Raw genomic sequence first — 26,279 nt, 5'->3', positions numbered from 1 at the left:
CGGCCCTCGCCAAAATGCTCCTATTTTTATAGCTTAAAAGGCATACCCACCGAGCGGTAGCGGCCATTTTTGCTTGAAAAAAAACGGGTTATGTTGCAATGTCCTCGTGCAGACAGAGGTAGTTGCCCTCGGTGTCCTTGAACCACGCGGCCTTCTCGGCGCCCAGCACACACACGTGATTGACGGTCTTGAGGCCCGGGAAGTCGTAGTCCTCGAAGACCACCTTCGCGCGTTTCAGCGCGTCGATGGTGGCCGCTATGTCGGCCACCTGGAAACTGATGGCCGTGTGGTCGGCCTTGGTGCCTTCCGGCTTGGGGAACAGCGCCAGCGTGCTGCCCCCCACGGCATAGACAAACTTGCCATCGGGCCGGAACCCGCCGGGCTTGAGCCCCAGGCAACCCTCGTAGAAGGCGCGGGCACGGTCCATGTCCATCACAGGCAGCATGGTGGTTACGGAAGCATCGGACAACATACCAGGTCCTTTCGCTCAATCCGGCCCTGGGCCTTGCCCCCTGGTGCGCACCAGGCCCCGGTCCGGGCCGCCTGACCGGTGGTGCAGTGTAGGCCGATCCCCGCCGCCTCACCAGTGCACGCAGTGAGGAGGCCCGCCCCCGTCACCCCCCATGGGGCGGCACCCGGAAGTTCTCGCTGATGTGTTTTTCCGCTCGCACCAGGGCGGCACCCAGCGCCCGCAGCCACCGCCCGCCCAGACGCAGCACCCGCCGGGGCCAGCGGCCCCCATGGGCCGGATACTGTGGCACAGCCCCCGGCGGCTGGCAGGCGTGGGATAGGCGGGTCGTGCTTTCGGGGTCCAGACGGTTGGGATGCAACATGGCCCGCATGCTCAGGCTTGGCTTACCATCTGTAAAGTTGAATTCAATGAAGCCTCAATTCATAAAAACTGATGCGTAACTTCAACCTGGACCACCTGCAGACGCTGATTGCCATCGCCGACCTGGGCAACTTTGCAGCGGCCGCGCAGGCGCTGCACCTGGCGCCGCCCACCGTCAGCCTGCACATCAAGGAACTGGAATCACGCCTGCAGGCCGACCTGGTGGTGCGGGGTCGGCGGCAGGCCGAGCTGACGCCCGCAGGCGAGGTGCTGGTGCAGGAGGGGCGCCAGCTGCTGCTTGCCTGCGACGACCTGATGGAGCGCGTGCGCCGCCGCGCCTCGGGGCGCGAGGGCATCGTGCGTGTGGGCGTGTCGGCGGGCGTGAGCACGCGTCTGCTGCCGCGCATGCTGGAAGCGCTGGCGGCGCGCTGCCCCGGTGTGGAGATACGGCTGGAGGCCGTGGGCTCAGCCGACTCGATGCAGCGGCTCAAGGCCGGCACGCTGGACATCAGCATCATCGCCAGCCCCCAACCGCCTTTGGCCGAGGTGCGCCAGACCCCTTGGCGCAACGACCCCATGGTGGCGCTGCTGCCTGCCGCCTGGGATGCGCCCGCGTTCGCAACCCCTGACTGGCTGGCCACCCGCCGCTGGGCATCGTTTGCGCCCGCCACACAGATGCACGGACTGATTGCCAACTGGTTTGGCCAGGCGGGCCACCACCCGCGCCCCTTCCTGGCGCTGAGCTACCCCGGCGCGCTCAAGAGCCTGGCGGTGGCCAGCCAGTGCGCCGCGCTGCTGCCGATGGAGGAGGTGGAGGACCTGCAGGGCACGCCCAATGTGCAGATCCGCCCTCTGCAGCCGCCGCTCATGCGCCCCATGGCTGTGGCGCACCGCCACCAGCCACCGCCCTCACCTGCGGTGGAGGGCGTGCTGCAACTGCTGGCCGAATTTGCGGACTGTGGGGAGTAACAGCTGGGCTTGCCGCCCGCCATCACACGGGTGGTAAGACTGGAGCGCCTGGGGCACGCTGCACCGCAGACCGCCGCAAATAGGGCTGCACAAAACAGGTACAGCCCCGTCAACAGCAGCAGCGCCAGCGGCGGCAGGGGTGCATACGTCAACCAATCCGGCGGGTTGCCTGCACCCTGCGCACGGACCACAAAATTGCCAATGACGGCTAGGGCGTGTCACCCTTCAATTCCCCCACGCGAAAGCCAGCCAGGCCGTGCAGTGCTAGGCGCCCTGAGTGCCGTGTAGCTTGGCTACACAAGCGAAGGGCAAAGACGCAATGCGCGGCCTGGCTGGCTTTCCCTCCGGGCTGGCCGCGCAATGCGGCGTCTGCTTTGTCGCGTGGCTTGCCCATAGATGACTATGGGCTGCGCCCCCCTTCGCGCATCCATCCGCATTGCGCGGCCAGCGCGTGGGGGAATTGAAGAGTGGCACGCCCTGGCGTGAACGCCATCGACACCCAGCGGCGAAACCGCCGAATGCCCACGCTGGCGCTCATTGCGCACCTCCGGCCGCGAGTTGGATCATCTTCCAGCCATTGCCCGCAGGGTCCCGAAAACCCGCATCCACATTGCCGTACCGGTCCACGGGCTCCTGCGTGAACTCCACACCCTGGTCGCGCAGCCGGGCATACGCAGCGCGGCAATCTGCCACATGCAACACCAGCGGCGGCATGGCGCCCTTGGCCACCATGGCGCGCAGCGTCTGCGCCGTGGCGGCATCGTGGATGGGAGGGCCGGGTGTGAACAGCCCCAGCTGAAAGTCTGGCTGATCGGGGTGCTGCACCGTCAGCCAGCGGTAGGGGCCGTTGCGCACGTCCGTGTGCACCTGAAACCCGAGCTTGCCCACATAGAACGCGAGCGCTTCGTCCTGGTCGTCCACATACACCCCCACCACACCAATGCCTTGGTTCTTCGTCATCAGATCTCCTTGGTTGCTAAGCGCCTGTTCAAGGTCTTTTTGGAGATCGCATTGGAGTGCAATCGGGAGGAGTGGATGCTTCGGATGCGCCGCATGGGCTCGTGCCCATGCAAGCAGCCGGGGCTTCCAATCGCCCGATTTCACTCCAACCCTTCGGGCAAGTGCCTTGCCGGGCTGTCTGCGGCGTTGCGGCGCTTGCCAATAGCCGCGCTATTGGCTGCCCACCGCGCCTTGCATCCCATCCCGGCAAGGTACTTGTGCGACTCCAAAAAGACCTTGAACAGGCTCTAGGACCGATTTGTACCTTCCGCCAGGCGGCGGCGCTTCTCCAAAACTGCTGTGGTGAGGTCGGGGCGTTGCGCGGCCTTCAAGACACAAGCGGGCACCCGGTCCAGTGGCGTGGCATTGGCCTGGGCCTCCCTGCGCACCGCACTGGGGCTCATCCCCGTGATGTCGCGAAAGATGCGCCCGAAGGTGCCCAGGCTTTCCCAGCCGGTGGCAAACGCAATCTCGGTGATGGGCAGGTTCGTATCGCGCAGCAGCGTGGTGGCCTGCTCAATGCGGCGGGTCAGCAGGTAGCGGTGGGGCGGAAGGCCGAACGCCTGCCGGAACGAGCGGGCGAAGTGCGCCTCCGACACGCCGCTGACCTCGGCCAGCCGCTGCACGGGCCAGGCCTCGTGCGATGCGGCGTCCATGCGGTCCTTGGCGCGCAGCAGGCGGCGCAGCAAGGCCGGGTCTTGCGGCGCAATAGCCGCACCCGATGTCTGCTTCGATGGCGCAGAGGGCGCGCTGGAGGGCAATGGGTGCGGGCGCTCAAAGGGCATGCGCGAAGCATATCGCCTTGGATTCTGGTGACCCGCCCGATTTTCCCGGGCAGGGATCGCGGCTGGCACCCGCACTCGGGGTCGCTTTTCAGGCTACCTGCACATCGCCAAAGACTTCGAGCGCCTGGCCGTTCAGCGCCCGCAACGCGTCCATGGAGTCCACCGCCTCGCCCAAGGCCAGCGCACCGCTGCGCTGGTACGCCGGGGCCATCAGACGCTGCGCGGCCTCCAGCACGAGGGGCGCCGTCACGGCATAGATGTCCTGGCCGCGCACACCGGCCGTTCGCGCCACGCCGTTTTGCACCAGCCGCACCACCAGCTCAAAACGCTGGGCCGACCGGCCGCTGCCATCCACCGCCGTGGGCGGCGGGGTGCTGGCATCGCGGATGTCGGCCAGGGCCGAGCGGTTGATGAGCGAGCGGATGGTGTCGGCCTGCAGGTGGTGGGCCAGGGTGATGGTCTCGCTAAACGGCAGCTCCACCATGGCATAGGTCGCCAGGGGTGCAGCAAAGGTCCAGTCGGGCACGTCGGCAGCGGGGACCAGCGGCACCAGGCGCCCGCCCTGTACCACCTGGCGCTGCGCCTTGTTGCGCTCGCCCGTCAGGCGCGTGCCTTCGGTGGGCCACCAGCGGTCCAGCCCCATGGCCACGGTGATCTCGTCGATGGGGCCGGGAGCGGCGAGCGCGCTGGCCAGCAGGTCGGCCAAGCCACCGTAGAAACCGGCAGCGGGCACCACCACGCGCCCGGCAGCCACGGCGGGCGCCTGCAGATCGGCAAAAGTGGCCTGGGCGCTGGGCTGCTCGGCGGTCACATCGATGTAGTGGGCGCCCGCCTGCAGCGCGGCCTGCGCCACCGGGGCGGCCGTGTCCATGAAGGGCCCCGCGCAGTGGATGACCACGCCACAACCGGCAAAGGCCTGCACCAGCGCCGCCGGGTCGTCCAGCACCGCCACGCGGCACTCCACCCCCGAGGGAAACAGCGCAGCCAGCCGGGCGGCATTGCGCCCCACAGCCACCACGCGCAGGCCCCGGCGCAGGGCCTCCTGCACCACAAACTGGCCGGTATGGCCGCTGGCACCGTACACCGCGATGGAAGGAAAAGAGGATGTCATGGAGAACCTTTCGGGAAAGAAGTGGAGGGGAAAATTGACGATACAGACCTGTCTGTTTCTTAAAGATTACAGACAGGTCTGTATCATGTCAAGCATGGCTGTACATTCTTTTTCCCATCCCCTCCCGGCAACCGCGCCAAGCGCTCGCCCCAAACCTGCGTCACGGCGCGCTGCGACGGCCTCCAGCGAGCCCGTGCAGGACGTGCGCGAGCGCATCCTCGACACGGCGTCGAGCCTGTTCTACCAACGCGGTGTGCGCGCCGTGGGGGTGGACCTGGTGGTGGCCGAAGCGGCCGTGGCCAAGACCAGCCTGTACCGCTACTTCCCCACCAAGGACGACCTCATCGTGGCGTTTCTGGAGCGCGAGGATGTGGATTTCTGGGGCCTGTGGGATGCGGTGGCGGCGCAACATGTCGGCGACCCGGCCGCCGAGCTGCAGGCCCACATGCAGTGGATCGGCGAGCGGCTGGGCCGCTCCAACTACCGGGGCTGCCCGCAGATCAACGTGGCGGCCGAATTTGCCGAGCAGGACCACCCTGCCCGCTTGGTGGCCCGGCAGCACATGGTGACGCTGCGCAGCCGCCTGCACGGCATTGCCCAGCGGCTGGGCGTGCCCCGGCCCGAGGCCCTGGCGGCCCAGCTGGCTGTGCTCATCAATGGGGCTTTTGTGAGTTCAGGCCTGCTCAGCGGCGAGGAGGCGACCCCTGTGCTGCAAGCAGCAGTGCAGGCCTTGCTGGCGGGTGCGCGGGCAGGCAACACGTAGCGCAACAGCTGCTCAAAAAACAAAAAGGCCCTCGCTCATCGCGAGGGCCTTTTTTGCATCAGCGCGGCCCTTTTGCGGTGGCTGCGCTACGGACCAGGCATTAGCTCCCAGCCACCTTCATGCGGTTCACCAGGATGGAACCCACGGTCTTGGCACCGTAGTTGTAGGTATCCGCGCCCACAGCCTCAATGCCCTTGAGCATGTCTTTCAGATTGCCCGCGATGGTGATCTCGTGCACCGGGTAGGCGATCTTGCCGTTCTCCACCCAGAAGCCGCTCGCGCCGCGCGAATAGTCGCCGGTCACGTAGTTCACGCCCTGGCCCATCAGCTCCACAACAAAGAGGCCCGTGCCCAGCTTTTGCAGCATGGCGTCGAGGTTGTCGCTGGCTTGCGTGAGGCGCGAGGTCATCACCAGGTTGTGCGAGCCGCCCGCATTGCCCGTGGTCTTCATGCCCAGTTTGCGGGCCGAGTAGCTGGACAGGAAGTAGCCCTCGACGCGCCCTCCTTTGACCACCTTGCGCGGCGCCACGCGCACGCCTTCTTCGTCAAAGGGCGAGCTGCCCTTGCCGCGCAGGATGAAGGGGTCTTCCAAAATGTCGATGTGTTTGGGAAAGACCATCTTGCCGAGCGAATCGAGCAAAAAGCTGCTCTTGCGGTACAGCGAGCCGCCGCTGACGGCCTGCACAAAGCCGCCCAGCAGGCCGGCGGCCAGGGTGGATTCGAACAACACCGGGCATTGCGTGGTGGGGATCTTGCGGCTGCCCAGGCGGCTCAACGCGCGCTGCGCGGCGTAGCGGCCCACGGCCTCGGGCGATGCCAGTTCGGTGGCGTCGCGCATGGAGCTGTACCAGGCATCGCGCTGCATCTCGGCGTTGCGGCCGGGCAGCGAGGCGATGGGTGCGACGGAGAAGCTGTGGCGCGAACTGGCATAGCCGCCGCGAAAGCCGCGTGTGTGGGCGCTGAAGAAATGGCTTTGCTGGGCCGACACGCCCGCGCCTTCGCTGTTGGTGATGCGGCGGTGCGTCTTGAGCGCGGCGGCCTCGCAGGCCTTGGCGATTTCAGCGGCCTCTTCGCTGGTGATGGCCCAGGGGTGGAACAGGTCCAGATCGCGGTGCGTGTCGGCCGGGGCGATGTCATCGGCGTCCGGCAGGCCTGCCATGGGATCTTCGGCCGTGAAACGGGCGATGTCGTAGGCTGCCTGCACGGTCTGCTCGATGGCCTTGTTCGAGAAATCGGACGTGCTGGCGTTGCCACGGCGTTTGCCAAGGTACACCGTCACGCCCAGGGATTTATCGCGGTTGCGCTCCACGTTCTCCAGCTCGCCCTTGCGCACGCTGACCGACAGGCCGCAGCCCTCGGACGCCTCGGCGCCTGCGTCGGTGGCGCCGAGCTTTTTGGCATGGGCCAGGGCGCGGTCCACCAGGTCTTCAAAGAACGCGCGGCTGTAGCTGAAGCCGTTGTCAGGGGTGCGGGAGGTGGCAGGCGCGGGCGCAGCGGCAGCCGCGCTTTGGGCGCGCGCGGCGCGGGTGGAGGGTTTATTCATAGCGGCAGCTATGATACTTGCCGCTGTGGCGCGCTCTGCGCCGCTTCTCTTTTTGCCCCCACCCATGTCACGCAAACCCAAAAAAGGCTACTTTGTGCGAGGCCAGTTCGTTGCCGAAGGCAGCGAAATGGACATTCAGCTCAAGGCCGAACTCAAAGGCACGCCCGATGCCAGCCGCACCGATCTCAAGCGCGAAAGCGACGAACTGCAGGAGCTGGGCAAAGAGCTTTTGAGCTTGCGCGCCGACCTGTTCGAGGCGGTGGGACTGCCCGACAAGCTGGTGGACGCGCTGGCCGAGGCCAAGCGCATCACCAACTTTGAAGGCAAGCGCCGCCAGATGCAGTACGTGGGCAAGATCATGCGCAAGCTCGAACCCGAGCTGGTGCAGGCCGCCCGCCAGGCGCTGGAAGAGCAGCACAAGGGCTCGGCCACCGAAAAGATGCAGTTGCACCTGGCCGAACACTGGCGCGACCGCCTGATTGCCGACGATGACGCGCTGGCCCCCTGGATGGCCGAGCACCCCACCACCGACACGCAGCAGTTGCGCGCCCTGATCCGCCAGGCCCGCAAGGACGCACAGCCTGCGGGCAAGGAGGCCAATGTCCAGGTCTCGCAAGGCCTGGCCCCGCGCAAGGGCCGCGCCTACCGCGAGCTGTTCCAGCTGGTGCGCGAGCACCTGGGCGGCACGGGTGCAGACGACGCCAGCAATACCGATGAGGACCACGGCGATGAGTGAGCCTTCTGCCCTGCACGACCCGGTGAAGATCGGCATCGTCTCCATCAGCGACCGCGCCAGCAGCGGTGTCTATGAAGACAAGGGCCTGCCCGCGCTGCAGGACTGGCTCACGCGCGCACTGCACAACCCCATCACCTTCGAATCGCGCCTGATCCCCGACGAGCAGGAAGGCATCAGCGCGGCGCTGATCGAACTGGTCAACGCAGGCTGTTGCCTGGTGCTGACCACCGGCGGCACGGGCCCTGCCTTGCGCGACGTGACGCCCGAGGCCACGTTGGCCGTGGCGCACAAGGAGATGCCGGGCTTTGGCGAGCAGATGCGCCAGATCAGCCTGAAGTTCGTGCCCACCGCCATCCTCTCGCGCCAGGTGGCCGTGGTGCGCGACCAGAGCCTCATCATCAACCTGCCCGGCCAGCCCAAGGCCATTGCCGAGACGCTGGAGGGCCTGAAGGAGGCCGACGGCAAGCAAATCGTGCCGGGCATCTTTGCGGCCGTACCCTACTGCGTGGACCTGATTGGCGGGCCGTATCTGGAAACGCGGGACGAGGTCTGCAAAGCGTTCCGCCCCAAGAGCGCTGTGCGGGCAACTCGCCCAGCTTGATACTTCAGAATCTGAAGCAAATATAGCCGCTAGCGCTTACTCGATAAGCGCAAGCAGCTATATTTTTCATAGCAACCAAATAAAACAGGGCAGCGCAGGCACGCCGCTACTTACCCACCAACTCGTTGAGCTTGCCTGCCTCGAACTGTTCCTTGAGCGCGGCATCACACGGCACGCAGTCCTTGTTCTGCGGGTTGGCGGACAGCTTCTCGATGGCCTGCCACAGCAGCGCAATCTGGTGCTCTTGCGACGAGGCGTTATCGATCAACCCGCGCATGGCCTGCGAGAGCGGATCGTCCTCCTGCGTGATGCCATAGGCCGTGAACTTGCGCGCCTGCTGCGGCTCGGTCACGTCCGCGCTTTCGCCAGCTTTGGACGGGATGATCCGGGCCGGAATGCCCACCGCCGTGGCGCCCGCAGGCACCGGCTTGATGACCACGGCATTGCTGCCGATCTTCGCGCCGTCACCCACTTCAAAGCCGCCGAGCACCTTGGCGCCCGCACTCACCACCACGTCCTTGCCCAACGTGGGATGGCGCTTGGCACCTTTGTACAGCGAGGTACCGCCCAGCGTGACGCCCTGGTAGATGGTGCAGCCGTCGCCGATCTCGGCGGTCTCGCCCACCACCACGCCCATCGCATGGTCGAAGAACACGCGCTCTCCAATCTTCGCGCCGGGGTGAATCTCGATGCCCGTGAACCAGCGCGCAAAGTGCGAAATAAAGCGACCGAGCCATTTCAGGCCGTGGTGCCAGCACCAGTGCGCGGGGCGATGCAGCCAGATCGCGTGCAGGCCCGGATAACAGGTGATCACCTCCCACGTGCTGCGCGCGGCAGGATCGCGGTCGAGGATGCACTGGATATCGGAGCGCAGGCGGGCGAACATCGGTTCTTTTCGTTATGTGTTTATGGCCGCACAGTCTAGCGTTTCGCCTCAGCGGCCTCGATCATGGCTTTGGCGACACCTCTCAAGATGTGGATTTCTTCAGGGCTGAGCTGCGCGCGATTGAAAAGCTGGTTAAGGCGGGGCATGAGCTTCTTGGGTGCGGCGGGGTCCAGAAAACCGATGGTGGTAAGCGCCTGCTCCCAGTGGCCCAGCATGCCCGCTACCTGCGCGGCGTCGGCCAGGGCGCGCTGTGGTGTGGCATCCAGCACCGGGAACCCGCCCAGCGCCATGCGCCATTCGTAGGCAATCACCTGGATGGCGGCGCCGAGGTTGAGCGAGCCAAAGCCGGGGTTGGTGGGAATCGACAGTGCTACGTGGCAGCGGTACACATCCTCGTTGGTCATGCCAAAACGCTCGGAGCCAAACAGGAAGGCGACGCCGGCCTGGCCGGCTGCCGCAGCCGATGGATCTTCTGGATTTGAGGTGTTTTTGGCCTCTAGCGCCTTTCCATCAAGCGCTAGCAGCTCTTGTTTTAATAGCAATTCGAAATGGGCACGCGGCGCAGCCGTGGGCGGCCCAAAGTCGCGCGGGGTCATCGCCGTGGCGCACAGGTGGCTCATGCCGTCCAGCGCCTCATCGAGCGTTGCAACGATGCGGGCGTTCTCCAGCACGTCGAGCGCGCCACTGGCGCGCTGGATGGTCTCCTCGCGCCGCAGCACGTTGGCCCAGCGCGGGGCCACCAGCACCAGGTCATCAAAACCCATTGTTTTCATGGCGCGGGCGGCAGCGCCCACATTGCCGGCGTGGCTGGTGTTGATCAGGACAAAACGGGTCTTCATGGGGAGGTGCAGGACAAGGGAAAAGGCAAGCGGTTAGGCGAAAAAGAGGCTCTGCGGGTAAAATCCTGCCCTCATTGTCGCCGCCCGCATCGCCGGGTCGGATCGCACCGCTCCTGATTCGCAGGCTGCCTCGCTTCATTGTTGACGCACGGCGCCCTGCTCACCACCACAATTTATGTCGTCCAACCTGCACCCCATGCTTAACGTGGCCATCAAGGCCGCACGCGCCGCCGGCGCCATCATCAACCGCGCGGCCCTTGACGTGGAATCGGTGCGGATCTCGCAAAAGCAGATCAACGACTTTGTGACCGAAGTGGACCACGCGTCCGAAAAAATCATCATCGAGACGCTGCTGACGGCCTACCCCGGCCACGGCATCCTGGCCGAAGAGTCGGGCAGCGAATACGGCGCCAAGGATTCGGAATTTGTCTGGATCATCGACCCGCTGGACGGCACCACCAACTTCATCCACGGCTTTCCCGTGTACTGCATCAGCATCGCGCTGGCTGTGCGCGGCAAGGTCGAGCAGGCCGTCATCTATGACCCATCGCGCAACGACCTGTTCACCGCCACCAAGGGCCGTGGCGCCTACCTGAACGAGCGGCGCATTCGTGTAAGCAAGCGCACCCAGCTCAAGGACTGCCTGATCTCCACCGGCTTCCCCTTCCGCCCGGGCGACAACTTCAAGAGCTACCTGAACATGATGGCCGACGTGATGCAGCGCACCGCCGGCCTGCGCCGCCCCGGCGCCGCCGCGCTGGACCTGGCCTATGTGGCTGCGGGCTTCACCGATGGTTTCTTTGAAACCGGCCTGTCGATCTGGGACGTGGCTGCGGGCTCGCTGTTGGTGACCGAGGCCGGTGGCCTGGTGGGCAATTTCACGGGCGAAGCGGACTTTCTGGAGCAGCGCGAGTGCCTGGCCGGCAGCCCCCGCATCTACGGCCAGCTGGTGCCTATTCTGGGCAAGTACAGCAAGTTTGCGAGCGCTGGCGACAAGGCGGCTGTGCGCCAGGCGGCTGCGGCAGACGCACCCGTCAACGCTGAAGCCGAGGCTGCAGCCGATGTGGAGTCCGACACCACGGGTGCCGCCCCACAGGCCGACGCCCCCAAGAGCGAAGACGCGCCGTTCTAAACCCATCCACCGCGCACGGCAGTTAGGCCAGCACACGATGACCAATGGTGAGATCTCCTAGCTGAACCGTGCAGCGGGCGAGACGCACACCAGTGCAGCCGTGCAAGGGCCGCCCCGCCGCACTGGCTGCGTCCCCCTTCTCTCGAATTGCGCAGCAATTCGAGAGAAGGGGGAAGCGACGAAGTCGCTCAGGGGGTTGTCCTTTATCCAGGGTCGGGGTATTTCTGGGCAATGCTGCGGAAGTCTTCCGCAATGTCCACAAACGCATCCACCATATCGGGGTCAAAGTGCGTGCCCTTGCCGCGAATGATGGTGTTGCAGGCCTGGTCGTGTGAAAACGCGGGCTTGTAGACGCGCTTGCTGATGAGTGCGTCGTACACATCGGCCACGGCCATGAGGCGCGCCGACACCGGGATGGCATCGCCCGCCAGGCCCTGCGGGTAGCCTGAGCCATCCCACTTCTCCTGGTGGCTGTAGGCGATCTCCTTGGACACGCTCAAGAACGCCACGCGCATGCCCAGGCGCCGCTCGGCTTCGTCGATGGCGTTACGGCCCAGGGTGGTGTGGGTTTTCATGATCTCGAACTCTTCCACCGTGAGCTTGCCGGGTTTCAGCAAGATGCTGTCGGGGATGCCGATCTTGCCGATGTCGTGCAGCGGAGCGGACTTGTACAGCAGCTCGATCATGCGGTCGTTGAGCACGGGCTCGAAACGCGGGTGGTGGCGCAGCCGCTCGGCCAGCGTCTTCACATACAGCTGGGTGCGGCGAATGTGGTTACCGGTTTCGTTGTCGCGCGTCTCTGCCAGCGATGTCATGGCCATGATGGTCACGTCCTGGATGGCCTGCACCTCCAGCGTGCGCATGGCCACTTCGCGCTCCAGGTACGAGCTTTTGTCGCGCAGGAAATCCGCCGTGGCCTTGAGCGCCAGATGGGTGTTGACCCGCGCCAGCAGGATGGGCGGACTGATGGGCTTGGTGATGTAGTCCACGGCCCCCAGGGCCAGGCCCGCGCGCTCGTCGTCGGTGTCGGAACGCGCCGTGAGAAAGATCACCGGGATGTCGCGCGTGGCCGCCGCAGCCTTCAGGCGCCGACACACCTCATAACCATCCATCTCGGGCATCATGATGTCGAGCAGGATCAGGTCGGGAGGGGTGTCGGACTGCGCGATCTTCAGGGCCTTCTCGCCATGGTTGGCCACCTTCACCAGGAAATGCTCGCGCAGCAGGCTGCCCATGAGGGTGAGATTGTCCGGCGTGTCGTCCACCACCAGCACCGTGGCGATCGGCTTGTCAACAAGAGCGGCCTGTGGGGAGGCAAAGGGCGCGTTGTCCATGGAAGTTCCTGGGTGTTGTGCCGCTCAAGGGGTGTGAACGGCAGGGTGTTCGGGGCCTGACACGGCGGCCATTGCCGCCAGTGCTTGCTCAAAATCAAAATTCTGGGTGTGCATCTCGACCACCGTGAAGCTGCTCCCCAGCGCGGATCGGAGCACCTGGACATTGTGTTGGAAAAACTCGGGGGCTGCAGGGTCGTCCTGCTCCAGCAGCATGCGCAGCTTTTGCAGGACCGCCGTGGCGCCCACTCCCTGCAGCGCGGCCCCAGCAGGGGTTTCCAGGCCTTTCGGCCGCCCCGTTTGCTGCCCCTGCATCCACGCCTGCAATCCCGTCAGCAGGGGCTGCAACGCAGCGCCCAGGGTGGCCGTCAGTCCCGCGGACATTTCGGCATGCGCCCCACTGCGCAAGGCCTGCTCCAGCGCTTGTGCATGGGCGGACACCTCCTGCGCGCCAATGTTGGCCGCGACCGAGCGCAGGGTGTGGGCCAGCCGCTCGGCCAGCACCACGTCTGCGCTGGCGACGGCCTGCTCCAGGTCCGCGATCACCGACGACTGGCCTTGCACAAATCGCCGCAGCATCTCGGCGTACAGGCCCGGCTTGCCCAAGGCGCGCTGCAGACCCAGGCTGGTGTCCAGCCCTGCAACTGCGGGGAAAGCTGCCGCCACCGCAGCGTCAGCCCCCTCCGGCGCCATCCCATCAGCCCCCCAACCCGAACTTGCACCAACGCCTGCTGCGCGGGGCACCCCCTCCACAGGCGGCTTGCCCAGCCCCGGCCGGGGTCGAATCCAGCGGCTCAGGGCGGCCCACAACGCCGCAGGCTCGATGGGTTTGGCCACATGGTCGTTCATGCCGGCCGCAAAACAGCGCTGGCGATCAGACTCCATCGCGTTGGCCGTCATGGCCACGATGGGCAGGTGGGCATGGCGCGGATTGCTGCGCAATTGCCGCGTGGCCGTTTCGCCGTCCATGACAGGCATCTGCATGTCCATCAGCACCACGTCATAAGCCTTGCGCTCGATGCGGTCGAGGGCGATCTGGCCGTTCTCGGCAACATCCACGGCAAAACCGGCTTCGAGCAAGAGTTCGACCGCCACCATCTGGTTGAGCTCGTTGTCCTCCACCAGCAGCACCGACGCTCCCCGGATCTCCAGCGGCAGCTCGTCGGCAGCGGGCGCGGGGGTGACGGCGCGGCGCGGGCTGTAGGTGGAGTGTTCCAGCGGCTGCATCAGCGTGTCGAACAGCAGCGAGGCGTTGACGGGTTTGATCAGCACCGTGTCGATGCCCTGAACGCGGGCGGCACGCATCACGTCCTCGCGGCCGTAGGCCGTGACCATGAGCATCTTGGGCACCTGCGCCATGCCCAGGCCCCGGATGTGGCCCGCCAGCTCCACACCGTCCATGCCCGGCATGTGCCAGTCCAGCAGTAGCAGGCCAAACGGTTGGTGCCGTGCCATGGACTCGCGCAGCCGGTCGAGTGCCTCCAGGCCGGAGTGGGCCTGCTCCACCTCAAAACCCATGGCCAGCAGCATGTCGGACAGCACGGTGGCCGCTGTCTGGTTGTCGTCCACCACCAGCACACGTCGGCCCCGGAGGTCCGGGGGTGGCAGCAGCACGCGCGCGGGTGCACCGCGTTCGAGCGGCACAGTGACCCAGAATGTGGAGCCCTGGCCATAGGTGCTCTGCACCCCTACCTCGCCGCCCATCAGCTCCGCCAGGCTCTTGCAGATAGCCAGGCCCAGGCCCGTGCCGCCATAGCGGCGCGTGGTGGAGGTGTCCGCCTGCTGGAAGCTCTGGAACAGCCGCCCCATCTGCTCGGGCGTAAGTCCGATCCCGGTGTCACGCACTTCAAACCGCAGCATCACCCGGTTGCCCTCTGCCTCCAGCAGCCGCACGGCAATGCTGATCTCGCCCGTTTCAGTGAACTTGATGGCGTTGTTGGCAAAGTTGATGAGGATCTGACCCAGGCGCAGCGAGTCACCCACCAGGTTGGGGGGCACGTCGGCCGCCACATCGCAAACCAGCTCCAGCCCCTTGGCACCGGCCTTGTAGCCCACCACGTCGGACACACTCTCCAGCATGCGGTCGAGCACAAAGGGCTGCTTCTCCACCATGAGCTTGCCCGCCTCGATCTTGGAAAAATCCAGGATGTCGTTGATCACGCCCAGCAGGTGCTGGCCGGCCTGCTGGATCTTGCTCACGTAGTCGTGCTGGCGTGCTGTCAGGCCCGACTTGAGCGCCAGGTGCGACATGCCGATGATCGCGTTCATCGGCGTGCGGATCTCGTGGCTCATGTTGGCCAGGAAGTTGGACTTCAGTGCGGTGGACTCCTCGGCCAGCTCCTTGGCGCGGCGCAGGTCCTGCTCGGCGCGCTGACGGTCGGTAATGTCGACAAAGGTCCCGATGGCCCCGCCCGGCGAGCCGTCGGGCCGCGAGAAGCCGTGCAGCCAGAACAGCGTGTGGTGCACCTTTCCGTCGGCATACGGCAGGTCCACCTCCTTGTGCACCGACTGGACCCCGTGCAGGGCCTCCTGCGCGTCCGCATCGAAGCGTTCGCGCTCGGTCTCGGGCAGGAACGCAAGGTCCCGCACGGTCTTGCCGATCAGTGTCTCGCGCTGCACCCCAAAGGCCTGCTCGTAGGCGCGGTTAAAGCCGATGTACCGGCCGTCCGCGCCCTTGTAGAACAGCGGCACGGGGATGGCGTCAATCAGTGCCTGCTGGAAATCCAGCTGCTCGGCCACCTGCTGTTCCAGCAGCTTTTGTTCGTGGATATCCACGTTGACGCCCACCACCCGCACCGCCCGCCCGTTGCCATCGCGAAATATGCGGGCCGCCGACAGGAACCATCGCACCTCACCGTCCGGCCGCACGATGCGCCAGGAATCGCGAAGGTGGGTCTCGCCGCCCGCCAGGGCACTCGAAAAGGCGGCCACCGCGCGGGCGCGATCATCGGGGTGCAGAACCGCCTGCCAGTCACGCTGGGAGCGCACCTCCGTGCCCGGCGCCAGGCCGAGCAACGCCAGCAGCTTCTCGCTCCACAGCACCTGGGAGGTGAGCAGGTCAATGTCGAACACACCGATCTTGCCGGCCTCCTGCGCCAGCTCCAGCCGGTCTTTGGCCTGCTGCATGGCGATCTCGGCCCGGCGCTGCTCGCTGACGTCCTCGATCACCCAGAGGGATGCGTTCTTGAACCCCTCCATTTGCACGCTGCGTCCTGCCATGCGTGCCTCAAAGCTGTGGCCATCCAGGCGAAACAGCGTCGACACCTGCCGCACGGCGCCCCCGGCGTTCAGCACGGGACCGACCTGGCCGTAGAACTGCCTTGCGCGGTCCTCCCCACCCAGCAACACCCCGACGTCCAGCCCCAGCAGCTCGGACGCCGTGCTGCCCATCAGCTCCACAAACGCCGGGTTGAACTGCCGGAACTTCCCGTCCCCCACCAGCGCAATGGGGGGCGCGTTGTCAAAGATGGCAGTCTGCTGCTCCAGCAGCTCGTTGAGCAGACGCTCACGCCGCTCCAGCTCCTTCTGTGCCTGGATACGCCCCGAGGCGTCTTCGTGCAGGCCGACGATGGCAATGCGCTTGCCACGCTCGTCAAACACGGGCGAGAGCGTAGCCTCGTCGTGGTAGAGGCTTCCGTCCTTGCGGCGGTTGACAAACTGCCCTTGCCACGAGCGGCCCGAAAGCAGCGTGGACCACATCTCCTGGTAGGTCTGCGCCAGGGTCTGGCCACTGGACACCACCGACGGCTTCTTGCCACGGACCTCTTGCAATGTGTAGCCGGAGTTGCGCTCATACTGCGGATTGACCCAGTCGATGCGCCCGTCTCCATCGGTGATGACCACCGAGACCGGGCTGCTCCCCAGCGCAGCGCCCAATACCCTGAAGCGCTCCAGCGCAGCGCTCACCCGCGCCCGGCTGCGCAGCAGCTCCAGCAGCAGCAGCCCCAGCAGGCTCAGCAGCACGAAGGCAGCCCCTCCCACCTTCAGGCGCTCAGCCCCCGTCATCAGGGTGCTCACGTCATCCAGCATCGCCAGCTGCCACTGGCCGCCGGGGTCGCTCCAATCGACCTGGCGGCGCTCCACTGCGTAGTTCACCCCGTCGATGACAACCTCGCCCGCATCCGGCGCGAAGGGCAGGGAAGAAGCCAGGCCCTTGTCGAAGTGGTTGCCAAACTGGCGCGAAGCGCGGATCGAATCAATGCGCGCCTGCGTGAGCGGCGGCGCCACCGCAAACAGCCACTCGGGCCGCGTCGATGCGAACACCACGCCTTGCGGAGACAACAGCACGGTGGGCAACTGGGTGCTCTTGAGCACCTCGTCAAACAACTCGAACCCCACCTTGAACATCACCACACCGATGATGGAGCTGGAAGGCGTGTCGTTTTCATACAGCGGCGCGGCGTAATAGAGGCCACGCTCCTGCGAGTTGCTGCCAATGGCGGCATACACGCTGATGGCGCCCTTGATGGCCTGCTGAAAATACGGACGAAACGCCAGGTTGATGCCGGTGGATCGGCCCCCCGGCGTCTCGTGCGCCACCACCGTGCCATCGGCCGCCATGACATACACGCCGTTGACCAGAAACCGCCCCCGGGCCACCCCCAGCCGCGCCAGGGCTTCAGGGTCGTCCGGTGCCAGCTGCCCCAGGGCCATGGCCTTGAGCAGCGGCTCGCTCAGGCCCAGCAACGACACCGCGCCCAGCATGCCGCCACCCGTGATCCGGGCCTGCAGCGTGTCCACGGTCTGCTGCAGCAGCTTGGCGCGCTCGTCAGCACGTTGGGCACCTTGCCAGTGCATGGCCCCCAGCACCACCAGCCAGGCCCCCACCAGTGCCGCAGCCACCACCAGCACCAGACCGCGCACGCCCGGGGCATTGCGGTCCAGCACCTTGTCCAGAAATCCGCCCACGCCCTCACCCACCCGCGTCACGCGGAACCTCCGTCCAAGCCCTGGCCAACCAGCGGGCGGCTCTTACCGAGCGGGATACAGCAAGGCATCAATGTCCCCCACCGGCCCGGGCCGCCCAAAGAGATACCCCTGAAACCCCTCACACCCATGCAGCCTCAGGAAACTCAGCTGCCCCGTCGTCTCCACCCCCTCGGCCACCACCTCCAGGTCCAGGCTCTTGGCCAGCGCCAGGATGGTCCGCACAATCGCCGCGTCGTTGGGGTCCGTCAGCACGTCCCGCACAAAGCTCTGGTCGATCTTGACCTGGTCCAGGGGCAATCTCTTGAGGTAGGACAGGGAGGAGTAGCCGGTGCCAAAGTCATCCAGCGCAAAGCCCACGCCTTCGCTCTTGAGCTGCACCATGCGTGCGATGGTGTCTTCGATGTCTCCCAGCAGCAGGCTTTCGGTGAGTTCGAGCTTGAGTTTGCGGGGGTCGGCGTGGTGGTTCTTGAGGGTCTGCAGCACTTCGGCCACAAAGCCGGGCTGGCGGAACTGCCGGGCGCTGACGTTGACCGAGATGGACAGGTGGGCGGTGGCTTCGTGCTGGCCCCAGCGCTGCAGTTGTTCGCAGGCGGTTTGCAGCACGTATTGGCCTAAAGGGAGGATCAGGCCGGTCTGTTCGGCCAGGGGGATGAAGTCGCCGGGGCTGATCATTCCGCGCTGGGGGTGGCGCCAGCGCACCAGGGCTTCTGCGCCCATGAGCTGGGATTGGTGGTCCACGACGGGCTGGTAGTGCACCAGCAGTTCGCCCCGGGCCAGGCCCTGGCGCAGGTCGGCTTCCAGGTTGGAGCGGGCGTTGACGGCCGCTTGCATGTCGGGGTCGAAGAAGCGCTGGGTGTTGCGCCCTGCGGCCTTGGCCTGGTACATGGCCAGGTCGGCGCGTTTGAGGAGTTCGTCCACCGTGAGGCGTTCGTCGCCAAAGAGGGTGATGCCGATGCTGGGGGTGCTGTAGTGCTGGGCGCCGTCGAGCTCAAAGGGCTGGTTCAGGCTGGCCAGGAGTTTCTCGGCCACGGTTTCTGCCTGGGTGGCGGCGTCTTGCAGGTCGGGGGCCAGGGCTTCGAGCATGACGACGAATTCGTCGCCGCCAAAGCGGGCCACGGTGTCGGCTTCGCGCACGCTGCCCACCAGGCGGGTGGCGACCTGGGACAGGAGCTGGTCGCCCATGTCGTGGCCCAGGGTGTCGTTGAGGTCTTTGAAGTTATCGAGGTCGATGAACAGCAGGGCGCCGAGGTTCTTGGTGCGCTGGCAGGCGGCGATGGAGCGTTGCAGGCGGTCCAGCAGCAGGCGGCGGTTGGGCAGGCCTGTGAGGGCGTCGAAGAAGGCCAGGCGCTCGATTTCTTGTTCTGCGCGCTTGCGGTCTGTGATGTCCATGGTGAAGCCATGGGACACCACCGAGCCATCGGGCTCGCGGTGCGGAATGGCATTGGTCATGTGCCAGCGCACGCTGCCGTCGGGCATGCGCACACGGTACTCACACTGCCAGGGCACCAGCCTGCGCACCGACGTGATCGCCGAGCGCTGCACCTGCGGCAGGTCTTCGGGCAACACCCGGTGCATGAGCACGCCGTGGTCGGCGGTCACCTGGCTCGGCTCCACCCCCATGAAGTCACGCACTGCATCGCTGATGTACTGCACGCTGGTGCCGCCATCCGCATGCAGTCGGTACTCGTAGATAAAGCCCGGTATGCGGCTGGCAATGCGCTGGATGAACAGCAGCTGCTCGCGCAGCTGTTCGGCCGCGCGGTGTTCGTCTGTCACGTCCTGCACCACGCCCATCACCACCTGCACCCCGTCGCGCGGCAACGTGCGCTGCACGCGCGACCGCATCCACCGCACTTCGCCATCGGGCCGGCGCCAGCGGTATTCCACATCCAGGCCGGCACCTGGCATGCGGGCCTTGTCGAACACATGGCGGTCCTCGGGCAGGATGCCGCTCACGGCGCGCTCTGGGTCGACCCATTCCTGCTGTTCGAAGCCAGCGATGTCGCACAGGCCGGGCGACCACAGCAGCACCGTTTCACCCGGGTCTTCGATGCGGCGCCAATGGCCCGTGCGGGCCAGGCTCTCCATGGTGTTGAAGACCTCGGTCTGTTCGCGCAGTTCGCGGCGCACTTCTTCCAGGGCACGTTCGGACGCTGCGAGCGCGGCACGCAGGGTTTCGGCCTCGGTGGCATCGCGCACGGTGACCACGATGCAATCGCTGGTCACACGGCGCGCAGACAGATCCCAGGCCAGCAGCAGCCGACCGGGCTCGCGCACCACCTGGCGGCATTCGAGCGGCGCACCCACGCGGGCCACGCCTTGCAGTTGGTCCATGAGGGGGGTGCCCGCCAGCAGGTCAAACACCTCGCAGGCATCCGCTCCGGGGTTGCGCACCGCCCCCAGGCCGGGCATGCGCCGTGCGGCAGCGTTGGCGGCCAGCAGCAGCAGACGGCCGTGCTGCAACCGGAACTCCATCAAGGCCACCGGAACGGCATCGACCAGCGCCTGCAGACGCGCCTGCGCCATCGGCTCTATGTGGCCCTCGCCAACGGGGGCAAGGAGATCGGTCAACAGTTCGGACGAGATCACGGTCGCTCTGAAACCTTTGAAGCCTGCGGTGGGGAGGAATCCCGCCTGCGCAAGGCGGGGCCGAGGGTCACAGCCAATGTGCCAGCATACAGGCAAGAGTATGTCAAAACGTAACGAACAATAAAAACCTGTGGCATTTGCCCAAGGGAAAACCCGGAGCCCTCCGTGCAGCACGGCGATCACCGTATCCGCCTGGGCCAACGGGCTCCGCCCCCTGCCGCATGCAGTGCAGGCCCGTGGAGCGAACTGCTACAGTCCACGCCTCATTTCTCGGCCCCCAGCATGTCCGACACGCTCGAACACCACACCCCCATGATGCAGCAGTACCTCGCCCTCAAGGCCGGGTACCCTGAAACGCTCCTGTTCTACCGCATGGGCGACTTCTACGAGGTCTTCTGGCAAGACGCCGAGAAGGCCGCGCGGCTGCTCGACATCACGCTCACGCAGCGCGGCCAGTCGGGCGGCCAGCCGGTGGTGATGGCGGGTGTGCCCTTCCATGCACTGGAGAACTACCTGGCGCGCCTCATCAAGATGGGCGAGTCGGTGGCGATTGCCGAGCAGGTGGGCGAAGTGGGCGCCAACAAGGGCCCGGTGGAGCGCAAGGTGGTGCGCGTGGTCACACCCGGCACGCTGACCGACACGGAGCTGCTGTCCGACAAATCCGAATCGCTGCTGATGGCCGTGCACCAGGCGCCGCGTGCGCGCTGTGGACTGGCCTGGCTGAGCGTGACGCAGGGCCGCGTCTTCCTGGCCGAATGTGCGCAGGACGAACTGGGCGCCTGGCTGGCGCGCGTGGCGCCCAGCGAGCTGATCTACAGCGCGGGCGTGACAGAGCGCTTTGAGCAACAACTGCAGGTGCTGCGCCAGGGTGGCGTCTTCACCTGCCCCATGAGCCCCCGGCCCGACTGGCAGTTCGACAGTGCCTTGGGCGAACGCAAGCTGCTTGAAAACCTGGGCGCCGCCAGCCTGCAGGCCTGGGGCGCGCAAGACCTGGGCGAATCGCACGCCGCCGCCGCCGGGCTGCTGACCTATGCCGAGCACACGCAGGGCCGCACCCTCACCCACGTGCACAGCGTGCAGGTGCAGCGCAACGACGACCTCATCGACCTGCCCGCCACTACTCGGCGCAACCTGGAACTCGTCAAAACCCTGCGCGGCGACGATGCGCCCACGCTGTTCTCACTGCTGGACACCTGCATGACCGGCATGGGCAGCCGCCTGCTCAAGACCTGGCTGCTGGAGCCGCGCCGCGACCGCGCCGAGGCACGGCAGCGCCTGTCGGCCACCACAGCCTTGCGGGGTGCAGGCGGCGCAGGCGGTGGCTCGGGCCCCTGGGCCACACTGCGCGGCGAACTCAAAGGGGTGAGCGACGTAGAGCGCATCACCGCCCGCATCGCGCTGCGCCAGGTGCGCCCGCGCGAATTGGTGGGACTGGGCAAAACGCTACAAAAAGCAGAGCTTCTAGCGCTTAATGGACAAGCGCTGGAGCCCTATTTGATTCAAATTTTTAGCCATCTGCAGCCGCCCGAGGGCTGCACCGGCCTGCTGCAGGCCGCCATCGCCGAAGAGCCCGCCGCCCTGGTGCGCGACGGCGGTGTGATCGCCAACGGCTTTGACACCGAGCTGGACGAGTTGCGCGCCATCCAGACCAACTGCGATGCCTTTCTGCTGGATCTGGAAACCCGCGAGAAGGCGCGCACCGGCATCCCCAACCTGCGCGTGCAGTTCAACAAGGTACACGGCTTCTATATTGAAGTGACAGGCAGCCACCTCGACCGCGTACCCGACGACTACCGCCGCCGCCAGACGCTGAAGAACGCCGAGCGCTTCATCACACCCGAGCTGAAAACCTTCGAGGACAAGGCCCTGTCGGCCAACGAGCGTGCCCTAGCACGCGAGAAGTGGCTGTACGAACAGATCCTCGACCAGCTCCAGCCCCACGTGCCCGCCCTCACCCGCCTGGCCCAGGCGCTGGCCACGCTGGATGTGCTGTGCACACTGGCCGAGCGCTCGCTCACGCTGAACTGGTGCGCGCCGCAGTTTGTGCCCGAACCCTGCATCGAGATCGAAGGCGGCCGTCACCCAGTGGTCGAAGCACGCCTGGCCGAGACATCCAGCGGCAGCTTCATCGCCAACCATACGCGGCTCAACGCCAACACGCGCATGCAGGTCATCACCGGCCCCAACATGGGCGGTAAATCGACCTACATGCGGCAGGTGGCGCTCATCGTGCTGCTGGCCAGCATGGGCAGCCATGTGCCCGCCGCCAGCTGCCGCCTGGGGCCCATTGACGCCATCCACACCCGCATCGGCGCGGCCGACGACCTGGCCAACGCGCAGTCCACCTTCATGCTGGAGATGACCGAGGCTGCGCAAATATTGCACGCCGCTACGCCCCACAGCCTGGTGCTGATGGACGAGATCGGCCGGGGCACCAGCACGTTTGACGGCCTGGCCCTGGCCAGCGGCATTGCCACGCACCTGCACGACAAGACCCGCGCCTTCACGCTGTTTGCCACGCACTATTTCGAGCTGACAGACCTGCCCGCCAAGGCGCGCCACGCCATCAACATGCATGTGAGCGCTACCGAGAGCGGCACAGACATCGTGTTCCTGCACGAGATCCAGCCCGGCCCGGCCAGCCGCAGCTACGGCATCCAGGTGGCCAAGCTGGCGGGCATGCCCTCGCCCGTGCTGCACCACGCAAGGCATGCGCTGGCGGCGCTGGAAGAGCGGGCGGGTGAAGATGAATTGCAGGTGGACCTGTTCGCCGCGCCCGAGGTGCCTGAGAGCGCGGGCGCCAGCCCGCTGGAAGCTGCGCTGGCAGGCATCAACCCCGACGCGTTGAGCCCGCGCGAGGCGCTGGATGCGCTGTACCAGCTCAAGAAGATGGCGGGCTGACCAGTCACGCAACCCAGCGGGTAGCACTCCCCACCAAGGCGAGCCCCGCCACCTGCCCGGCTTAAAGATCCTGCGCCACCGGCGCCAGCTGCCCCAGCATGAAGGTGATGAACGGCGGCACACAGGGCAGGTGCCCGGCCACCGGTTGTGCGCGGCATTCAGTCAGGCTGACCAAGTCGCCCGCGCCGCGACTTTGCATCGCGCGCACGGTGCTGACCGAGCTGGCGTAGGGCACGGTGCGGTCATCGCGGCCGTGGTACAGGCGCATTGGCACATTGGGTTTCCAGTCGTAGACGTTGCTGGCGCTGGCCAGGGCCAACACGTCGTCGGCCAGGAAGTGGTCGATGAAACGTGTGTCGTAGGCCACATCGGCATCGCCCGGGATCAGCGCGCGCAGCAGCAGGCGGCGCACCTCACGCTGCACGCTGCCGCCCAGGTAACGCAGGAAGCCCGGGTTGATGAGCGCGCCGATCACCGGCTGTTCTTGCCGCACCAGGTCCACCAGGCCATCCATGGTGGTCTGCACGTTGTAAGGCCCCGCGCCCGGCACCACCATGCGCAGCTGTTGCAGGTGGGGCGAAGCGCTTGCTTGCAGCGCGCGGTGTGTGGCCATGGTGACGTAGCCGCCTTCGGAATAGCCGGTCAGAAAGAGCTGTCCGTTGTCCGCCACGTTGGCCTGGCTGCGCCAGGTGCGGGTGGCGGTCAGAAAATCCACCGTGGCGGCTGCGGACGGCGCCGCCAGCAGGTAGGGATGGGGCGTGCCCTTGGAAGCGCCAAAGCCCACGTAGTCGGGCGCCAGCACGATATAGCCCAGCGATGCGAGCACCACCGCCACCTCGGACGCAACCGCGTTGTTGCTGGGCGCCTCGGCATCGCGAAAGAGGGTGCCATGCTGGTAACTGAGCACCGGGCTTTTGGCGCCCGCTGGCTTTTGCGGAACGCTGACCAGCCCCGAGGCGCGCACCTCTTTGCCGTCGGCATCGGTGGTGAGGTACTCGATCCGGTAAGAAGTGACGCTGTAGCGCGGCACCACGTCCTGGGCCAGCGACTCCTTGGCGGCCAGCGCTGCAGCGATATCAGCGGCCGGCACGGTGCCAAGCAAGGCGGCGGATTCAAGCTGGCCGGAACGCGCCGGTGCGGGAGGTGGCTCCGGAGTGTTGCCGCCATCGCCGGGGTCTTGCGCGCTGCCCCCGCCACAGGCCGCCAGCAATGCCGCCAAGGCCAGCGCGCAGGCGCGGCGGGTTCCAGACAAGATCAGTGGGTTCAACACGGCAAGGCCCCTCCAGGTGAAGCAGCGGATGATAGGAGCGACGGGCACATACTGCCTGGCCCGCAAGCAATAGCCCTTTACCCCCGGGGCGGCAGTTGCCTTGGCTGCCGCCGGAACTTCGGGTGAACGCAAAAGGGCGGGATCTGCCAATTCTTGAGTAAAAATGGCCTCCAGCGCTTATCCACCAAGCGTTGGTTGCTATCAATACAGGATACCGACTACGGCACACGCGACGACTGGCCCGCACTCTGCCCAAGGGTGCCTTCCCACGCCGGACTAAACTCGCGGGTTCCCCTCTTACAACGATCCCACTTCTTCCATGACGTATTGCGTCGCCATCAAACTCAACGCCGGACTGGTTTTCCTGTCCGATTCGCGCACCAATGCCGGCCTGGACCAGATCAGCTCTTTCCGCAAGATGATGGTCTACGAGAAGGCGGGCGACCGCTTCATGGTGCTGCTGTCGGCAGGCAACCTGTCCATCTCACAGTCGGTGCGCGAAATCCTGCAGACCGAGCAGCTCAAGGACGGTGACTCGGGCGAGACGATCTCGATCTGGAACGCCAAGAGCATGTTCGACGCGGCCCGCGTGCTCGGTGCTGCGGTGCGCCATGTGCACGAACGCGACGGCGCAGCGCTCAAGCGATCGGGCGTGGACTTCAATGTGTCCATGGTGTTCGGCGGCCAGATCAAGGGTGAAGGCATGCGCCTGTTCCAGGTGTATTCGGCCGGCAACTTCATCGAGGCCACGTCCGAGACACCGTACTTCCAGGTCGGCGAATCCAAATACGGCAAGCCCGTGCTCGACCGGGTGCTCACCCCCGAAACCCCGCTGGACGAAGCCGCCAAGTGCGCGCTGGTGTCCATGGACAGCACGCTCAAGTCCAACCTGTCGGTGGGCCTGCCGCTGGACCTGGTGGTGTACGAGGCCGACAGCTTCTCGACCTCCAAGGTGGTCTGCATCGACGAGAACAACCCCTACTTCCGCATGCTGCACGACAGCTGGGGCCAGAAGCTGCGCCAGGTGTTCGACAGCATCGAAGACCCGGCCTGGGGGGGTGGCGCCACCACCGTGCCCATCATGGTGAACCCGGCCCGCAGCAAGCCGCTCAAGAAGATCACCAACCACACCGACAAGCTCATCTGATTTCTCTGACGGCGGGGTTCGCCCTGCCCCGCCGGTATCCCCATGCTCCCCATCGTCTTCTCGCACGCCAACAGCTTCCCGGCCAGCACGTACCGCGTGCTCTTCCAGCACCTCAAGGCCCGGGGGATTGAAGTCAGCGCGGTGGAACGCTACGGCCACGACCCCAAGTACCCGGTGACCAACAACTGGCCCCATCTGGTGCAGCAGCTGGCGGACTTCGCCACGCCGCAGGTGGAGCGCCTGGGCCAGCCTGTATTTCTGGTGGGGCATTCACTGGGCGGTTTTCTGAGCGTGATGGCCGCCGCCCGCCACCCCCACCTGGTGCGCGGTGTGCTGTTGATCGATTCGCCCCTGCTGGGCGGCTGGAAGGCCAACGCGGTCGATGTGGCCAAACGCACGCAGGTCGTGGGCTCCATCTCGCCGGGCAAGGTTAGTCGGCAGCGGCGCTTCAGCTGGGCCAGCAACGAAGAGGCGCTAGAACATTTCCGCAAGAAAAAGGCCTTTGCGCACTGGAACCCCGAAGTGCTGGGCGACTACATCACCCACGGCCTGGTGGACCACGACGGCAAGCGCGTGCTGGGCTTTGACCGCGCGGTGGAAACCGCCATCTACAACACGCTGCCGCACAACCTGGGACGGCTGCTCAGCACCCACCCCCTGCAGTGCCCGGCCGCCTTCATCGGCGGGCGCGATTCGGACGAGATGCGGCAGGTGGGCATGGCGATGACGCTGCGCATCACCCAGGGCCGCACCATGATGCTGGACGGCAGCCACCTGTTTCCGATGGAGCAACCCATGGCCACGGCGGCGGCCATTGAGGCGGCGCTGCTCAATCTGGCGGCGCTGAACCCGGTCAAGTACTGACGACCCACCCGCAGTGTTGGGGGGCTGCGGGGTTTGGGGCGGCATAGCACCC

At 66.0% G+C, this 26,279-nt stretch carries 20 protein-coding genes; 8 read left to right on the top strand and 12 right to left on the bottom strand.

Translation table 11 applies throughout. The annotated features are described in order from the left end of the window. Positions 1-88: 88 nt before the first annotated feature. Positions 89-472, bottom strand: a complete 384-nt coding sequence (locus C8C94_RS00980) for a VOC family protein (RefSeq protein ID WP_121419388.1) — start codon at positions 470-472, stop codon at positions 89-91. 142 nt (positions 473-614) lie between these two features. Further along, positions 615-833: a hypothetical protein gene (locus C8C94_RS25380; protein ID WP_147433212.1), complete on the bottom strand. Its 219-nt coding sequence runs from the start codon at positions 831-833 to the stop codon at positions 615-617. A gap of 71 nt (positions 834-904) precedes the next feature. On the opposite strand from C8C94_RS25380, the gene C8C94_RS00975 reads away from it, so the two are divergent. Next, on the top strand, positions 905-1,801 hold the full coding sequence (locus tag C8C94_RS00975; RefSeq protein WP_121419387.1) for a LysR family transcriptional regulator: 897 nt from the start codon (positions 905-907) through the stop codon (positions 1,799-1,801). Positions 1,802-2,335: 534 nt separating this feature from the next. On the opposite strand, the gene C8C94_RS00970 is transcribed toward C8C94_RS00975, so the two are convergent. The 3 genes from C8C94_RS00970 to C8C94_RS00955 all read right to left on the bottom strand — a co-directional run bounded on the left by C8C94_RS00970 (position 2,336) and on the right by C8C94_RS00955 (position 4,696). Continuing rightward, complete coding sequence (locus tag C8C94_RS00970; protein ID WP_121419386.1) at positions 2,336-2,761, bottom strand: VOC family protein; 426 nt, start codon at positions 2,759-2,761, stop codon at positions 2,336-2,338. A gap of 287 nt (positions 2,762-3,048) precedes the next feature. Then, the gene (locus C8C94_RS00960; RefSeq protein ID WP_233573356.1) at positions 3,049-3,585 is read right to left on the bottom strand and encodes a helix-turn-helix domain-containing protein; all 537 of its coding nucleotides are present in this window, start codon (positions 3,583-3,585) and stop codon (positions 3,049-3,051) included. 88 nt (positions 3,586-3,673) lie between these two features. Beyond that, a complete protein-coding gene (locus C8C94_RS00955; RefSeq protein WP_121419384.1) occupies positions 3,674-4,696 on the bottom strand; it encodes a saccharopine dehydrogenase NADP-binding domain-containing protein in 1,023 nt (340 codons plus the stop codon). Between the two features lie 94 nt (positions 4,697-4,790). On the opposite strand from C8C94_RS00955, the gene C8C94_RS00950 reads away from it, so the two are divergent. Next, the gene (locus C8C94_RS00950; RefSeq protein WP_121419383.1) at positions 4,791-5,459 is read left to right on the top strand and encodes a TetR/AcrR family transcriptional regulator; all 669 of its coding nucleotides are present in this window, start codon (positions 4,791-4,793) and stop codon (positions 5,457-5,459) included. 100 nt (positions 5,460-5,559) lie between these two features. Here C8C94_RS00950 and pmbA read toward each other — a convergent pair whose 3' ends face one another. Further along, positions 5,560-7,002 carry a metalloprotease PmbA gene (gene pmbA / locus C8C94_RS00945; protein ID WP_121419382.1) on the bottom strand — a complete coding sequence of 481 codons (1,443 nt, stop codon included), beginning with the start codon at positions 7,000-7,002 and terminating at the stop codon, positions 5,560-5,562. 64 nt (positions 7,003-7,066) lie between these two features. Here pmbA and yjgA point away from each other — a divergent pair, with 64 nt between their 5' ends. Together yjgA and mog are read left to right on the top strand one after the other, a co-directional pair. Next, entirely contained in the window at positions 7,067-7,738 is a 672-nt protein-coding gene (gene yjgA, locus C8C94_RS00940; protein ID WP_121419381.1) for a ribosome biogenesis factor YjgA, read from the top strand. Further along, on the top strand, positions 7,731-8,339 hold the full coding sequence (mog, locus tag C8C94_RS00935) for a molybdopterin adenylyltransferase (RefSeq protein WP_055400180.1): 609 nt from the start codon (positions 7,731-7,733) through the stop codon (positions 8,337-8,339). The genes yjgA and mog overlap by 8 nt, the downstream gene beginning before the upstream one ends. A 106-nt stretch (positions 8,340-8,445) precedes the next feature. On the opposite strand, the gene cysE is transcribed toward mog, so the two are convergent. Together cysE and C8C94_RS00925 are read right to left on the bottom strand one after the other, a co-directional pair. After that, entirely contained in the window at positions 8,446-9,225 is a 780-nt protein-coding gene (gene cysE, locus C8C94_RS00930; protein WP_121419380.1) for a serine O-acetyltransferase, read from the bottom strand. 35 nt (positions 9,226-9,260) lie between these two features. Beyond that, positions 9,261-10,064: an RNA methyltransferase gene (locus C8C94_RS00925; protein WP_121419379.1), complete on the bottom strand. Its 804-nt coding sequence runs from the start codon at positions 10,062-10,064 to the stop codon at positions 9,261-9,263. A 175-nt stretch (positions 10,065-10,239) separates the two neighbouring features. On the opposite strand from C8C94_RS00925, the gene C8C94_RS00920 reads away from it, so the two are divergent. Then, the gene (locus C8C94_RS00920) at positions 10,240-11,196 is read left to right on the top strand and encodes an inositol monophosphatase family protein (protein ID WP_121419378.1); all 957 of its coding nucleotides are present in this window, start codon (positions 10,240-10,242) and stop codon (positions 11,194-11,196) included. A gap of 203 nt (positions 11,197-11,399) precedes the next feature. Here C8C94_RS00920 and C8C94_RS00915 read toward each other — a convergent pair whose 3' ends face one another. Genes C8C94_RS00915 through C8C94_RS00905 form a run of 3 tightly spaced genes read right to left on the bottom strand, consistent with a single transcriptional unit; the run spans position 11,400 to position 20,045 of the window. Then, positions 11,400-12,530, bottom strand: coding sequence for a two-component system response regulator (locus C8C94_RS00915; RefSeq protein WP_055400172.1), 1,131 nt, complete (start codon positions 12,528-12,530; stop codon positions 11,400-11,402). 24 nt (positions 12,531-12,554) lie between these two features. Continuing rightward, positions 12,555-17,456, bottom strand: coding sequence for a PAS domain S-box protein (locus C8C94_RS00910; RefSeq protein WP_121419377.1), 4,902 nt, complete (start codon positions 17,454-17,456; stop codon positions 12,555-12,557). A gap of 42 nt (positions 17,457-17,498) precedes the next feature. Continuing rightward, positions 17,499-20,045 (bottom strand): bifunctional diguanylate cyclase/phosphodiesterase, encoded by a 2,547-nt coding sequence (locus C8C94_RS00905; protein WP_233573355.1) that lies wholly within the window; start codon positions 20,043-20,045, stop codon positions 17,499-17,501. Between the two features lie 282 nt (positions 20,046-20,327). On the opposite strand from C8C94_RS00905, the gene mutS reads away from it, so the two are divergent. Continuing rightward, on the top strand, positions 20,328-22,946 hold the full coding sequence (gene mutS / locus C8C94_RS00900) for a DNA mismatch repair protein MutS (protein WP_121419376.1): 2,619 nt from the start codon (positions 20,328-20,330) through the stop codon (positions 22,944-22,946). A 61-nt stretch (positions 22,947-23,007) separates the two neighbouring features. On the opposite strand, the gene C8C94_RS00895 is transcribed toward mutS, so the two are convergent. Continuing rightward, complete coding sequence (locus C8C94_RS00895; RefSeq protein ID WP_233573354.1) at positions 23,008-24,216, bottom strand: S9 family peptidase; 1,209 nt, start codon at positions 24,214-24,216, stop codon at positions 23,008-23,010. Positions 24,217-24,535: 319 nt separating this feature from the next. Here C8C94_RS00895 and C8C94_RS00890 point away from each other — a divergent pair, with 319 nt between their 5' ends. Beyond that, the gene (locus C8C94_RS00890) at positions 24,536-25,363 is read left to right on the top strand and encodes a proteasome-type protease (RefSeq protein ID WP_010459683.1); all 828 of its coding nucleotides are present in this window, start codon (positions 24,536-24,538) and stop codon (positions 25,361-25,363) included. Positions 25,364-25,405: 42 nt separating this feature from the next. Beyond that, positions 25,406-26,227: an alpha/beta fold hydrolase gene (locus C8C94_RS00885; protein ID WP_121419374.1), complete on the top strand. Its 822-nt coding sequence runs from the start codon at positions 25,406-25,408 to the stop codon at positions 26,225-26,227. Positions 26,228-26,279 lie beyond the last annotated feature (52 nt).

The sequence above is a fragment of the Acidovorax sp. 94 genome (genome assembly GCF_003634645.1).
GTDB lineage: Bacteria > Pseudomonadota > Gammaproteobacteria > Burkholderiales > Burkholderiaceae_C > Acidovorax > Acidovorax facilis.
This window is presented reverse-complemented; position numbering and strand designations above follow the sequence as displayed.